Genomic DNA, 13,652 nt, shown 5'->3' with positions numbered 1-13,652 from the left:
TTTCCGGTGAAAATGTAGAATGACACCGCCGCAGCCGCCCGGAAAACCGGACAGGTGAACAGGGCTTATGGTCAACCGCGCATTTTACCATGGGCGGTTTTCTTCCCATGCGCCTAAAATGATCGTTTTTTCGCCGTCAGCCCCCTAGAAGAACCCATGAGCGATTCCGCCTCCCCTTCCCTGCCCAAGAGTTTCGAACCCCAGGACATCGAGTCCCGCTGGTATGACGAGTGGAATCGCCGCGGCCTGTTCGCCGGAGGCCGGCACGCCGAACCCGCCGCGGGCCGGACGCCGGAATCCTTCGCCATCCAGTTCCCGCCGCCCAACGTCACCGGCACCCTGCACATGGGGCACGCCTTCAACCAGACCATCATGGATGGCCTGATCCGCCATCACCGCATGCGCGGCGACGACACGGTCTTCATCCCCGGCACGGACCACGCCGGGATCGCCACCCAGATCGTGGTGGAACGCCAGCTCGACGCCGAGGGCGTGTCGCGCCACGACCTGGGCCGCGACAAGTTCCTGGAGCGCGTCTGGGCCTGGAAGGAACAATCCGGCAGCACCATCACCGGCCAGTTCCGCCGCCTGGGCTCGTCCTGCGACTGGTCGCGCGAATACTTCACCATGGACGAGCGCCTGTCGCGCGGCGTGGTGGAGGTCTTCGTGCGCCTGTACGAGCAGGGCCTGATCTACCGCGGCAAGCGCCTGGTGAACTGGGACCCGGTGCTGGGCACCGCGGTGTCCGACCTGGAGGTCGTCAGCACGGAAGAGGACGGCCACATGTGGGAAATCCGCTATCCGCTGGCCGAGCCCGTGGACGGGCTGACCCACCTGGTGGTCGCCACCACCCGCCCGGAAACCATGCTGGGCGACGTCGCCGTGATGGTGCACCCCGAGGACGAGCGCTACGCCCACCTGATCGGCCGCAGCGTCGTCCTGCCCCTGGTCGGGCGCGAGATCCCCGTGATCGCCGACGACTACGTCGACCGCGAATTCGGCACGGGCGTGGTCAAGGTCACCCCCGCGCACGATTTCAACGACTACGCCGTCGGCCAGCGCCACGGCCTGGACATGATCAGCGTGCTGACCCTGGACGCGAAGATCGGCGACGCGGCCCCCGATGCCTATCGCGGCCTGGACCGCTTCGAGGCGCGCAAGCGCGTCGTCGCCGACCTGGAATCCCAGGGCCTGCTGCAGCAGGTGCGCGCCCACAAGCTCATGGTGCCGCGCGGCGACCGCACCAACAGCGTGATCGAGCCGATGCTCACCGACCAGTGGTTCGTGGCCATGAGCAAGCCGGCGCCCGAGGGCAGCCTGCACCCCGGCAAGAGCATCACCCAGGTGGCCCTGGACGTGGTGGCCGACGGCCGCGTGAAGTTCGTCCCGGAAAACTGGACCGTCACCTACAACCAGTGGCTGGAGAAGATCCAGGACTGGTGCATTTCCCGCCAGCTCTGGTGGGGCCACCAGATCCCCGCCTGGCACGCGCCCGACGGCCGCATCTTCGTCGCCCGCTCGGCCGAGGACGCCGAACGCCAGGCGCGCGCGGCGGGCGTGCAAGGCCCGCTCACGCGCGACCCGGACGTGCTCGACACCTGGTTCTCGTCCGCCCTGGTGCCCTTCACCGACCTGGGCTGGCCCGACGAGACTCCCGACCTGAAACGCTACCTGCCGTCCGGCGTGCTGGTCACGGGCTTCGACATCATCTTCTTCTGGGTGGCGCGCATGATCATGATGAGCATGCACCACACCGGCGAAGTGCCCTTCCGCACGGTCTACGTCCATGGCCTGGTCTGCGACATGGAAGGCAAGAAGATGTCCAAGTCCAAGGGCAACACCATCGATCCGGTGGACCTGATCGACGGCATCGCCCTGGATCCGCTGGTCGCCAAGCGCACCGCCGGCCTGATGAACCCGAAGCAGGCCGACGCGATCCGCAAGCGCACCCGCAAGGACTACCCCGACGGCATCCCGGCCTACGGCGCCGACGCGCTGCGCTTCACCATGGCGGCCTACGCCACGCTGGGGCGCAACATCAACTTCGACCTGAAGCGCTGCGAGGGCTACCGCAATTTCTGCAACAAGCTCTGGAACGCCACGCGCTTCGTGCTGATGAACGTCGAAGGCCACGACCTGGGCCGGCCCGCCCCGGGCGACCTGTCCTTCGCCGACCGCTGGATCATCGACGGCCTGCAGCGGCTGATCGACGAGGTCGACGCCGGCTTCGCGCAATACCGCTTCGACCAGGTCGCCGACCGCCTGTACCACTTCATCTGGGACGAATACTGCGACTGGTACGTGGAGCTGGCCAAGGTCCGCCTGCAGACGGGCGACGCCACGCAGCAGGCCGCCGCGCGCCGCACCCTGATCCACGTGCTGGAAACCCTGCTGCGCCTGGTCCACCCGATCATGCCCTTCATCACCGAGGAACTCTGGCAGAAGGTCTCGGTGGCGGCCGGCGTGCGCGCCGCCGACACGCCCGCCAGCATCAGCGTCCAGCCCTGGCCGACGGCCCGCGACGACCTGCGCGACGCGGCCGCGGCCGGCCGCATGGCCACGCTGAAATCGCTCACCGACGCGATCCGCGCCCTGCGCGGAGAAATGGGCCTGGCGCCGAGCCAGCGCGTGCCGCTGCTGGTCCAGGGCGCGGAGCCCGGGCTCGACGAGCTGGCCCCCTACCTGGTGGCGCTGGCCCGCCTGGAAAGCGTCCAGGCCACGGACCGCCTGCCGGACGTGGGCGCCCCCGTGCAGGTGGTGGGCGCCACGCAGCTGATGCTGCACGTGGAAATCGACCCGGACGCCGAGCGCGCCCGTCTGGACAAGGAAATCGACCGCCTGGAAAAGGAAATCGCCAAGGCTTCCGGCAAGCTGTCGAACGCCGGCTTCGTCGAGCGCGCGCCCGCGGCGGTGGTCGAGCAGGAAAAGGCCCGCCTGGCCCAGTTCGGCGAAACCCTGGAAAAGGTCAGGGCGCAGCGGGCGCGTCTGGGGGACTGAGGGCGGCAGACCGGCGGGGTCGGAAACGGCCGCCGGTCATTCAGGCATGGCCGCCTGCGACTCAGGTGCCGCCGTATTCGGACGCCCGGTCGGATATGAGGCAAGGCGCCGCCGGCCCGTACCAGGCCGGACGCAGTTCGGCCGGCCCCAGGTCGAGCCCCCCGGCGCCCTGCGCCCCGCGCACCAGGACATGCGCGCCCCGGGCCTCGAGCGCGAGCGCCAGGGCGGCGGCCTGTCCGGCATGCGGGGGCGCGCGGGACGCGGGCAGTTCGATGGCCAGGCGCGGCGCCAGCGACGGGCGGGCGTCCAGGTAATTCAGCAGTTCCCGCCAATAGGCGTCGGGATGGAAGGTCGCGGCCGAGATCCCGCAACCCACCCGGCGGACCGGATCGGTTTCCAGGAGGCTGACCAGCGTCCAGAGCATGCTCCAGTCCAGGCGCCGGGCCAGGCCGAGCCGCTCCAGCGCCTGGGCGGCCTCGGCGGCTGGGGCATCCGGATCGGCCAGGCGCCGGGGCGAGGCCAGGAAATAGCTCAGGCAATATCCCCGGCGGCGCACCGCCGCTTGCCCATCCGGGCAGCCGGCGCCCTCCGGCACCACGCGGCACGCGGGCCGGAAGGCCAGCGCCAGATTCCCGCCGCGCAAGTCGTCCAGCCACTGCGCGGCCAGCCGCAGGTCGGCCCCCAGCCGCTGGTGCGCCAGTCCGGCATACGTGTCCGCGGCCGGCAGCGCCTCGTCCCGGATATCCAGCCCGGGTCCCAGCCCCCACAGGTCCATGCGAAGCGCGGGATAGAACCGCAAAGCGCCGTATTCGACGGGATCGCGGCCCAGATCGGCGCGCAGGCCGCGCCAGAATTGATCCACCCGTCTCGGGGTGAAGGCGCCGAAGGGCCAGACCCGCGCCAGATCGAGTTCGAGCGATTGCCCATTCAGGCTCATCGCCTCGCCGGGCATGCCGCCGTGGGCCAGACGCTCGCCCAGCCGGCGCAGGAGGCCCGCATGGCCGCCCGCCCGCTGCAAGGCGGCGATCTCGAGCAGGTGCACGACCCGGATCACGACCCTCGGGCCGGCATCCTTCGGGCCGGAGGGGCGGGTCTGCCCAGGCGCTGGAACACCCTTTTCCCGAGCGTCAAAAAGGTTCCTTTTTTGTATTCTCTGAAATAATAGATTACATTGACGAGCCAGCTGAATATTGACGCTCCGGGGCGTGTCTGATAATCGATAAAAACCCCTGGAAACTCAATATGTTATTCGGATTTTCGTTTATTTTCATGATGATGGGATATTCATTCAGGATATGGCCGAAACCATCCGGACACAATGGAACCTTTATTGTCAAACCGCATCGTCCAATATCCGTTGTCCTTTCCCCGGGCAAATGCTATAAATATAAATAAACAATTATTTAAATAATTTAATTAGAAACATTCAATTTCCTATCCGTGGATGCAAGGCTGGCAAGGAAACTCCTGATCAAGTCCCCGCGCGGTCACGCCGGGACGCCCAGTCCCGCCAGGCGATAGGCCGTCGGCATGAAAACTTCCGTACCCGCCCCCGAAGGGAGGCTCGTGGGCTATGCCCGTGTCTCGACCGACGAGCAGCACCTGGGCCTCCAGTTGCAGGCATTGCGCCAGGCCGGCTGCGGGACGATCTACGAGGACCACGGCGTCTCCGGCGCCACGATGCGGCGCGAGGGCCTGGGGCGCCTGCTGCAATCCCTGCGCCAGGGCGACAAGCTGATCGTCTGGCGGCTGGACCGGCTGGGCCGCTCGCTCGGCGGACTGATCTCCCTCCTCGAACAGCTTGGCCGGCGCGGCGTGCGTTTCAGCTCCCTGTGCGAGCAGATCGATATCGACTCGCCCAGCGGCAAGCTGGTGTTCCATATGATGGCCGCCCTGGCCGAGTTCGAGCGCGCGCTGATCGGCGAGCGCACCCGCGCCGGCATGGCGGCCGCCCGGGCCCGGGGAACCCGCCTGGGGCGGCCCCCCTCGCTGAGTCCGCCGCAATGCCGTGAAGCCCGGACCATGATCGAGGCGGGCCATCCGCCCGTGCAGGTCGCGGCCCACTACGGGGTCAGCCCCCGCACCCTGAAACGGCTGCTGGAGACGACCGCCCAACACGGAAGATGATGCGGTTTATCCGCCGGATCATGTAAAATGCCCGCTTTCGGGTGTTAGCCGCATCGTGCGGCGGGACAGGACAACGCGCAGGTCGGGCCGCCGCGCAGGAAGCCCACGACCATGTCCAGGACCCCGTCGCACGAGATCCCGCGCGCGCAACTGCTTGCCCAACGCGCCTTCGCCACGCTCGAACGCTTTCTCCACATCGAGGCCGTCAGCGGCGCCATCCTCCTGCTGGCCGCCGCCGGCGCCCTGATCTGGGCCAATTCCCCGCTGGCCCCCAGCTACCACGCGCTCTGGCACACGCCGCTGTCCATCGGACTGGGCGACCTCGTCTTTTCGCAATCCCTGCACTTCTGGATCAATGACGCCCTGATGACGGTGTTCTTCCTGGTCGTCGGCATGGAAATCCGGCGCGAGATCCACGAAGGCGCGCTCAGCAGCCTGCGCCAGGCGGGCCTTCCCCTGGCCGCGGCCCTCGGGGGCGTGGCCGCCCCGGCGCTCATCTACGCCGCGCTCAACACCGATCCCGCCAGCCTCCAGGGCTGGGCGGTCCCGACCGCCACCGACATCGCCTTCGCCGTCGGCGTGCTGGCGCTGCTGGGCCGCTCGATCCCGGGCAACGTCCGCGTGTTCCTGCTGGCACTGGCCATCATCGACGACATCGCCGCGGTGCTGATCATCGCCTTCTTCTATTCCGGCGGACTGCAGTACGGCGGTTTCCTGGTGGCGATCCTGGGCATCCTGATGGTCGTCGGCCTGCAGCGCATCGGCGCCGGCTCGGCCCTGGCCTATCTGGTTCCGGGGGCGGTCGTCTGGAGCGGGCTGCTGATCACCGGTGCCCACCCCACCCTGGCCGGCGTGGTCCTGGGCCTGATGACGCCGGTCCGCTCGATCCCCATGGGCGAGCGGCCGCTGGATGCGCTGTCGCACGCGATCGGCGACCTGCTCGGCCGGAACACCGGAACGAAGGACCTGGACGTCGACCAGTTGGCCAAGCCGCTCCGGCAGCTGCGCATGGCCCAGCGGGAAATGCGGCCGCCGGTGGTGCGGGTGCAGGCGGCGCTGCACCCCTGGGTGGCCTTCGGGATCATGCCGCTGTTCGCGCTGGCCAACGCCGGGGTCTCGCTCGACGGCGTGGATCTGTCCCTGCCGGGCCCGCAATGGGTGATGGCCGGCGTGGCGATGGCGCTGGTGGCCGGCAAGGCGGCCGGAGTGATCGGCGCGAGCTGGCTGGTGGTCCGCCTGGGCTGGTGCCGCCTGCCGCCCGGAGTGAGCTGGGGCGGCGTATGCCTGATCGGCCTTCTGGCGGGAATCGGCTTCACGATGTCGATCTTCATCGCCATGCTGGCCTTCGCCGACGAAAGCCTGCTGGCCGCCGCGAAGCTGGGCGTGCTGCTGGGTTCGTTGACGGCCGCGGTCCTGGGGCTGGCCTGGGGGGCCGTGCTGATCCGGCGGCGCGCCTGAGCCGGCGGGCGTCTCCCGCCCTTCGACGAGGAAGACGCCCGCCAGCCCGGGGAATCAGGCGATCAATTCCGCGATTTCAGCGGGCAGGTGTTGACGCCCAGCAGCATGTACAGGGGGCAGAAGCGGAACAGGGCCGTGGCTACCGCCACCAGGCCCAGCCAGCCCCACCAGCCGATGGTGCCGTTGGCGGCGAGCACGATGAGAACGAGGCCGAGGATCAGGCGCAGGACGCGGTCGATCGTGCCGATATTGACTTTCATGAGGACTCCTTGCGTGAAAAGTCGGGGAGGGGGTCGGGCAGGTCCTCGCGCAGCGCGGCGAAGGCCGCCCGCTGCGCGGCGGACTGCTCGATCTGCCGCAGGATGCTGCCGCAGACGAGATCGCACAGGGCATTGACCGAGGGATCGGCGATCCGGTAGTAGACGCTGTTGCCGCGCGCCTCGCGCGCGACCAGCCCGTGCTTCTTCAGCACGGAGAGATGGCGGGAGATGTTCGCTGCGGTGTAGTCGCATTGCTGCGCCAGTTCGCCCACGTTGTATTCGCCCTGGCGCAGCAGGCTCAGGATGTGCAGCCGGGTCGGTTCGGACAATGCCCGGAAATAGGCCGCAACCGGCTCGAGCACTTCGGGGGGCAGATGTCCCATTCCAGAAAACTCACAGAATGACAGATGAACCATGAGTGTATCCCGCTGATGGCGCCAGATCAATAATTTATCTAATTGACTATTTGCATGATTAGTTAAATAATAGCATCGAATCCGACCCCGTATCCACCGAAGACGCGGAAGCCATGTTCGCAAACCATCCGCCCCCATCCGCCCGGTTCATGTTCTTCCGGCTCGTCCTCCGGGCGGGCGTCGGCCTGCTCTGCGCGGGAACCGCGCTGGCCGCCCAGGCCCTCCCCCCCATGCAGGCCGTCCAGGTCAGCGCCCTGCCGGCCCCGGACCGCCTGAGCCTCGACGGCACGGTCCAGGCCATTCGCGAGGCCACGCTGGCGGCCCAGGTGGCCGGAACGGTCACCGCTGTGGAAATCCAGGCGGGCGACGCCGTCCGCGCCGGGCAGGTGCTGCTGCGCCTGGACAGCCAGGAAGCCGGGCAGGCGCAGCAGGCGGCACAGGCCCTGATCCGCGAAGCGGACGCGGAGCTGGCCCTGGCGCAGGCCGAACTGCGGCGTCGCGAAACCCTATATGCGCAGCGCTATATCAGCCAGGCCGCCTACCAGCAGGCCCGGGCCCGCGCGGAAACGGCCCGTGCCCAGGCCGCCGCCCGGCACGCCCAGGCGGCGGCCGCGCAGGCGCATCACGGCCATTTCACGATCAGGGCGCCGCACGACGGCCTGATCGGCCGCCTGGACGCCCACCCGGGCGACATGGTCATGCCGGGCCAGCCGCTGGCCACGCTCTTCGACCCCGGCGCGCTGCGGATCCAGGCCGCCGTTCCCCAGCGCCATATCGGCCAGCTGGCGCCCCGCGCACGCATCGAATGGCCCCCCGGGTTTCCCGACCTGCCCGCGACCCTGCCCGTCCAGATCCTGCCCGCGCGGGACGCCGCCAGCCTGACCGGCACCATCCGGCTGGCCTTGCCACCCGGCATGCGCGGCCCCGCTCCCGGCACCCCCATCCGCATCGGGATCGACCTCGACGGCACCACGCGCACCCGCCTGTGGGTGCCGGCCGGCGCCATCGTCCGCCGCGGCGATCTGTGCGGCGTCTATGTGCTGGACGCGAACGGCACGCCCCGCCTGCGCCAGGTCCGCCCGGGGCCGCAGGACGGCGACCGGATCGAAATCCTGACCGGACTGGCCGCGGGCGAAGCCGTCGTGCCGGAGCCGGGCCGCCTGTCCCTGGAAGGCCGCACGCCATGAAAACCGCGCCGGGTATCGCCGGGCGCATCACGGCCCTGTTCCAGGACAACCGCCTGACGCCCCTGCTCGCGCTGGCCCTGCTGCTGGCCGGGCTGTTCGCGCTCGCGGTCACGCCCCGCGAGGAAGAACCCCAGATCGACGTCACCATGGCCACGATCATGGTGGCATGGCCGGGGGCCTCGGCCGACGACGTCGAACACGTCATCGCCACGCCCGGGGAACGCATCCTGGCCCGGATGGAAGGCACCGAGCACGTCACCTCCATGTCCATGCCCGGGCAGGCCGTGCTGACCGTCCAGTTCAAGGTCGGCATCCCGCGTACCGAGGCGCTGGTGCGCCTGCACGATACGCTGCGGACGCAATCCTCCGAATGGCTGCCGCCGGAGCTCGGCATCCCGCCGCCCGTGGTCCGGCCGCGCGGCGTCGACGACGTCCCCATCGTCGCGCTGACGCTGCACGCCGCGGACAAGTCCCCGCGCGACCTGGAATGGATCGCCCGCAGCATCGAGCCCGAACTGAAACGCGTGCCCGGGACGCGCGACGTCTGGCTGATCGGCGGCGCCGACAACACGGTCCGCGTGGATCTGGATGCCGGACGCATGGCGGCCGCGGGCGTGACGGCCCAGGACGTCGCCCGGATCCTGGACGACGCCAATCACCGCCTCCACGCCGGCGACTGGATCGCCGCCGACCGGAGCCTGGCGGTGGACGCGGGCCAGTTCCTGCGCTCCGGCGAGGACGTCGCCGAACTGATCGTGGCCCGCCGCGACGGACACCCCGTGCGCCTGCGGGAAATCGCCCGCGTCGAAGAAGGACCGCCGCCCCCGGACGACTACGTCGGCTATCGCGCGGCCGGACGCGGCGGGGACGCCGAGACCGCCGTGACGCTCGCCATCACGAAGAAACCCGGCGAGAACGCCATCGACGTATCCAACGCCCTGATGCGCCGGGTGGACGAACTGCGCAACGCCGTCATTCCACCCGACGTCCAGGTCACGGAGACCCGCAATTACGGGGCCACCGCCGACGCGAAGGCCGGCACGCTGATCCACAAGCTGATCTTCGCCACCCTGTCGGTGGTCCTGCTGGTCCTGCTGGCCCTGGGCTGGCGCGAAGCCGTCATCGTCGGCCTGGCGGTCGGCCTGACCCTGGCCGCCACCCTGTTCGCTTCCTGGGCCTGGGGATTCACCCTGAACCGGGTTTCGCTGTTCGCATTGATCTTTTCCATCGGCATCCTGGTGGACGACGCCATCGTCGTCGTCGAGAACATCCATCGGCACGCCGGCCTGCATCCGGAACGCCCCGCGGCGCAACGCATCCCGATGGCCGTGGACGAAGTCGGTGGCCCGACCATCCTGGCCACCTTCACCGTCATCGCCGCGCTGCTGCCCATGGCTTTCGTCACGGGCCTGATGGGCCCCTACATGAGCCCGATTCCGATCAACGCCAGCATGGGCATGCTGATCTCCCTGGGCATCGCGCTGACGCTGACCCCCTGGCTGGCCATGCGCATGGGCACACCGGGCCATCCCAAGGGCGAACACCGCAGCGCGCGGCACGAAGGCGGGCCCGCGGGCGCCCAGGCGCCGGTTCATCCGTCCGCGGGCCCCGGCCGCGCGCTGCGGTTCTTCCAGCGCCTGATGGCACCCTTCCTGACCGCGCCCCACGCCGGACGCAACCGCATCTGGCTGGGCCTGGCCACCCTGGGGCTGGTCCTGGGGTCGATGCTGATGCCCGCCCTCGGCTGGGTGGAACTGAAGATGCTGCCGTTCGACAACAAATCCGAATTCCAGGTCATGGTCAGGATGCCGGCCGGCACCCCGCTGGAGCGAACCCACGCCGTCCTGCAGGCACTCGGGGACCTGGTCCTGGCCGAGCCCGAAGTCACCGACATCCAGACCTACGCCGGCACGGCCTCGCCCATCAATTTCAACGGCCTGGTCCGCCAGTACGACCTGCGGCGCGACCCGGCGCTCGGCGACATCCAGGTCAACCTGGTGGACAAGTCCCGGCGCGACGCGCAAAGCCACGACATCGCCATGCGCATCCGGCCGATCCTGCAGGAAACGGCCACCCGCCTCGGCGCCGACATCCAGGTCGTCGAAGTCCCTCCAGGCCCCCCCGTCCAGGCGCCCATCGTGGCGGAAATCTACGGCCCGGACCCGGCCGGGCGGGATGCGCTCACGGGCGCCGTGCGCAAGGTCTTCGAACAGACCGGAGGCATGGTGGACATCGACGACAGCCGCATGGCCACGGCGCCCAGGATCGTGCTGGCCGTGGATCGTGAACGCGCGGCCCGGGCGGGCGTTTCCCAGGAAGCCATCGTCCAGACGCTGAAGGCCGGATTGAGCGGCCTGCGCGTGGGCGTCCTGCGCGACGGCCATTCCCGGCCCACGGCCATCGTGCTGGGCCTGCCGCCGGAATACCAGGGGGACCCCGGCGCGCTGCTGCGCCTGCCCGTCCGAGCCGAGGACGGCGCGATGACGCCGATCGGAGAGCTGGTCCGGGAAATCCGGACCACGCGGGAACAGCCGATCCACCACAAGGATCTGCTGCCGGTCCAGTACGTGACCGCGGACATGGCCGGACGGATCGACAGCCCGCTGTACGGCATGTTCGCGGCGCGCGCGGCCCTGAAGCGGCTGGACACGCCCGACGGCCGGCCGCTGGCGGAATTCTTCACCCGCCAGCCGGAGGACGCCTACGGCGGCTACGCCATCAAATGGGATGGCGAATGGCAGATCACCTACGAGACCTTCCGCGACATGGGCCTGGCCTACGCGGTGGGCCTGCTGCTGATCTACCTGCTCGTGGTCGCGCACTTCGGCTCCTACCTGATGCCGCTCATCATCATGGCGCCCATCCCCCTCACGCTGATCGGCGTGATGCCGGGCCACGCCCTGCTGGGCAAGCAGTTCACCGCCACCAGCATGATCGGCATGATCGCCCTGGCGGGCATCATCGTGCGCAATTCCATCCTGCTGGTGGACTTCATCCTGATGCGCCTGCGCGAAGGGTCCGGCTTCGCGCAGGCGGTCGTGGAATCCGCGGCCACCCGCGCCCAGCCCATCCTGCTGACCGGCCTGGCCGCGATGCTGGGGGCCTTCTTCATCCTGGACGACCCGATCTTCAGCGGCCTGGCGATCGCCCTGATTTCAGGCATCGCCATCTCCACGGCGCTGACGCTGATCATCATCCCGATCCTGTTCTTCAGCGCCTTCCACAAGCGCGCCCACACCCTCGTTCCCCAAGGAGACCCCTCATGACATCCTGGCAACTCGTCCGCGTGTTCGCGGGCTTCTTCATCCTGCTGTCGCTGCTGCTGGGCGCCCCCGCCAGCCCCTGGTTCCAGAGCCAGTGGTGGCTGGCCTTCACGGTCTTCGTCGGCCTGAACATCCTGCAGAGCGGCGTGACCCGATGGTGCCTGCTGGAGCGCATCATGCATCGCCTGGGCGCGCGCCGGGGCGACTAGGGCCTTGTTCACACTCACCAAGGGGTCGCGAAGGCATGAAAAATTTGACTGAACAAGGCGCCTGGCGCAGCGCGTATGTCCATACGTGCAAGACGGGCAACGCAGGGCAGGCGGATTTTTCATGCCTTCCCGCAGGGTTGGGCCTGAGCGCCGCCGCCCGCTGCGTTGCCCATCCTCGCAAGACATTGAGTCTTGCTGCGGTGGACGCCTTGCGCTCGACAGCACTCAGGCTCAACGCGATCCCCTTGGTGAGTGTGAACAAGGCCCGGATGGCGCCGCATGCCGACAGGCCGCCGCGCCGGCGGCGTCCGGGGTCCGCCGCGCTCGCGCTGGCGGCCGCGCTGGCGCTCGCCTGCGCGCCTGGCGCCCAGGCGACTGACCTGCTCCAGGCCTGGCAGGCCGCGCAGGCGCACGATCCGGAACTCGCCGCGGCCCGTCAGGGCCTGCTGGCGGGCCAGGCGCGCACCGACCAGGCGGACGGCCTCTGGCGCCCCACCCTGGAAGCCCAGGCTTCCGTGGGGCGCGCGACCCAGGAAAGCCAGACCCGGGGGGCCCACTTCTCGGCGGCCGGGCTCGGCGCCATGGACGGGGCGGATTTCGACACGTCGATCCGCAACGGTTCCCGGTCGGAATACGGCATCCAGTTGCGCCAGCCCCTGATCGATCTGGGACGCGATGCCCAGGCGCGGCAATTGCGCCACGCCTCCATGCAGGCCGAGGCCGCCTGGTCCATCGCCGAACAGCAGGCCGCGCTGCGCATCGTCCGGCGCTATTTCGACGTCCTGACGGGCATGCGGCGGCTCGACGTCATGCAATCCCAGAAACGCGCCGTGGAGCAGCTGCTGGAACAGGCCCGGGCACGTTATCGGGCCGGGGACGCTTCCATCCTCGACACGCATGAAGCCGAAGCCAGGCTGGGCCAGATCGACACCCAGACGGACCTGGCCGCCACGCAACTGGAACTCGCCCGGTCCGCCTTCACCCAGGCTTCGGGCCTGCCCGCGAAGGGACTGGCGCCGCTTCGGGAAGACGCTCCCGCGCTCACGGCCCGGCCGGACCAGCCGCTGTCGGCCTGGCTGGACCGGGTCGGCAAGACCAGTCCCGAACTGCGCCAGGCGCTGGAGACGGCGGCCATGGCCACCGAACATGCCGAGGGCCTGCGCGCCGTCGCCCAGCCCACGCTGAGCCTGGTCGGCGCGGCGGGCCGCACGCACCTGAGCGGCGCCGGACAATTCGGCGACGCGGGCTACTCGGCCACGCAATGGTCCGTCGGCCTGGAATTGCGGGTGCCCCTGTACACGGGAGGCGTGCGCGACGCCCGGTACCGCGAGGCCCTGGCGGAACGCGATGGCGCGCGCTTCCGGATTTCATCGACGCAGCAGCGCCTGAACCTGCGGACCCAGGCCGCATGGCTGAGCCTGGATACGGGGCCGGCCCGCATCCGCGCATTGCGCCAGGCGCGCCAGGCCAGCGAGGCGCGGCGCGACGCGACCCGGCTGGGCGTCGAGGCGGGCGACCGCACCCTGCTGGACCAGCTGGATGCCGAGCAGGTCCTGGCCCAATCCGAACTGGATCTCCATCAGGCCCTGGCGGATCTCGTCATCGACCGGCTGGAGCTGCGGGCGCTGGCCGGAGGCCTGGGTCAGCATGAACTGGCCGAGGCCAACTGCGTCCTGCGCGGCGCGCACTGCCCTGAAACGGCCAATAGATAAAAAAGCACGACACGAGGAGACAA

The 13,652-nt window shown here is 69.3% G+C and carries 10 protein-coding genes; 7 read left to right on the top strand and 3 right to left on the bottom strand.

Annotated features, from left to right (window positions below; translation table 11 throughout):
• The first annotated feature begins 156 nt into the window (after positions 1–156).
• On the top strand, positions 157–2,997 hold the full coding sequence (locus ACFO27_RS12735; protein WP_376817661.1) for a valine--tRNA ligase: 2,841 nt from the start codon (positions 157–159) through the stop codon (positions 2,995–2,997).
• A 61-nt stretch (positions 2,998–3,058) separates the two neighbouring features.
• Here the strand turns inward: ACFO27_RS12735 and ACFO27_RS12730 are convergent, their stop codons facing one another.
• Complete coding sequence (locus tag ACFO27_RS12730) at positions 3,059–4,051, bottom strand: hypothetical protein (protein WP_376817660.1); 993 nt, start codon at positions 4,049–4,051, stop codon at positions 3,059–3,061.
• A 476-nt stretch (positions 4,052–4,527) separates the two neighbouring features.
• On the opposite strand from ACFO27_RS12730, the gene ACFO27_RS12725 reads away from it, so the two are divergent.
• Both ACFO27_RS12725 and nhaA read left to right on the top strand, forming a co-directional pair.
• A complete protein-coding gene (locus tag ACFO27_RS12725; RefSeq protein ID WP_376817659.1) occupies positions 4,528–5,124 on the top strand; it encodes a recombinase family protein in 597 nt (198 codons plus the stop codon).
• A 111-nt stretch (positions 5,125–5,235) separates the two neighbouring features.
• Positions 5,236–6,582 (top strand): Na+/H+ antiporter NhaA, encoded by a 1,347-nt coding sequence (gene nhaA, locus ACFO27_RS12720; protein ID WP_376817658.1) that lies wholly within the window; start codon positions 5,236–5,238, stop codon positions 6,580–6,582.
• Between the two features lie 62 nt (positions 6,583–6,644).
• On the opposite strand, the gene ACFO27_RS12715 is transcribed toward nhaA, so the two are convergent.
• A complete protein-coding gene (locus ACFO27_RS12715) occupies positions 6,645–6,842 on the bottom strand; it encodes a YgaP family membrane protein (RefSeq protein WP_376817657.1) in 198 nt (65 codons plus the stop codon).
• Positions 6,839–7,225, bottom strand: a complete 387-nt coding sequence (locus tag ACFO27_RS12710) for an ArsR/SmtB family transcription factor (RefSeq protein ID WP_323023717.1) — start codon at positions 7,223–7,225, stop codon at positions 6,839–6,841. The genes ACFO27_RS12715 and ACFO27_RS12710 overlap by 4 nt, the downstream gene beginning before the upstream one ends.
• Before the next feature lie 146 nt (positions 7,226–7,371).
• Here ACFO27_RS12710 and ACFO27_RS12705 point away from each other — a divergent pair, with 146 nt between their 5' ends.
• The 4 genes from ACFO27_RS12705 (at position 7,372) to ACFO27_RS12690 (ending at position 13,629) form a co-directional block, all read left to right on the top strand.
• Positions 7,372–8,445, top strand: coding sequence for an efflux RND transporter periplasmic adaptor subunit (locus tag ACFO27_RS12705; RefSeq protein WP_376817656.1), 1,074 nt, complete (start codon positions 7,372–7,374; stop codon positions 8,443–8,445).
• Positions 8,442–11,711, top strand: a complete 3,270-nt coding sequence (locus ACFO27_RS12700; protein ID WP_376817655.1) for an efflux RND transporter permease subunit — start codon at positions 8,442–8,444, stop codon at positions 11,709–11,711. The genes ACFO27_RS12705 and ACFO27_RS12700 overlap by 4 nt, the downstream gene beginning before the upstream one ends.
• Positions 11,708–11,917 (top strand): YgaP family membrane protein, encoded by a 210-nt coding sequence (locus ACFO27_RS12695; RefSeq protein WP_323023720.1) that lies wholly within the window; start codon positions 11,708–11,710, stop codon positions 11,915–11,917. The genes ACFO27_RS12700 and ACFO27_RS12695 overlap by 4 nt, the downstream gene beginning before the upstream one ends.
• Before the next feature lie 248 nt (positions 11,918–12,165).
• Positions 12,166–13,629: a TolC family protein gene (locus ACFO27_RS12690; RefSeq protein ID WP_376817654.1), complete on the top strand. Its 1,464-nt coding sequence runs from the start codon at positions 12,166–12,168 to the stop codon at positions 13,627–13,629.
• Positions 13,630–13,652 lie beyond the last annotated feature (23 nt).

Source organism: Castellaniella denitrificans, assembly GCF_042653765.1.
GTDB classification, from domain to species: Bacteria; Pseudomonadota; Gammaproteobacteria; order Burkholderiales; family Burkholderiaceae_B; genus Castellaniella; species Castellaniella denitrificans.
Note: the sequence above shows the minus strand (reverse complement) of the source record. Positions and strands in the feature narration are given on the sequence as shown.

Coding starts and splice junctions, on each gene's coding strand:
- ACFO27_RS12700 (WP_376817655.1), top strand. CDS start 8,442: ATGAAAACCGCGCCGGGTATCGCCGGGCGCATCACGGCCCTGTTCCAG.
- ACFO27_RS12725 (WP_376817659.1), top strand. CDS start 4,528: ATGAAAACTTCCGTACCCGCCCCCGAAGGGAGGCTCGTGGGCTATGCC.
- ACFO27_RS12735 (WP_376817661.1), top strand. CDS start 157: ATGAGCGATTCCGCCTCCCCTTCCCTGCCCAAGAGTTTCGAACCCCAG.
- ACFO27_RS12710 (WP_323023717.1), bottom strand. CDS start 7,225: ATGGGACATCTGCCCCCCGAAGTGCTCGAGCCGGTTGCGGCCTATTTC.
- ACFO27_RS12705 (WP_376817656.1), top strand. CDS start 7,372: ATGTTCGCAAACCATCCGCCCCCATCCGCCCGGTTCATGTTCTTCCGG.
- nhaA (WP_376817658.1), top strand. CDS start 5,236: ATGTCCAGGACCCCGTCGCACGAGATCCCGCGCGCGCAACTGCTTGCC.
- ACFO27_RS12715 (WP_376817657.1), bottom strand. CDS start 6,842: ATGAAAGTCAATATCGGCACGATCGACCGCGTCCTGCGCCTGATCCTC.
- ACFO27_RS12695 (WP_323023720.1), top strand. CDS start 11,708: ATGACATCCTGGCAACTCGTCCGCGTGTTCGCGGGCTTCTTCATCCTG.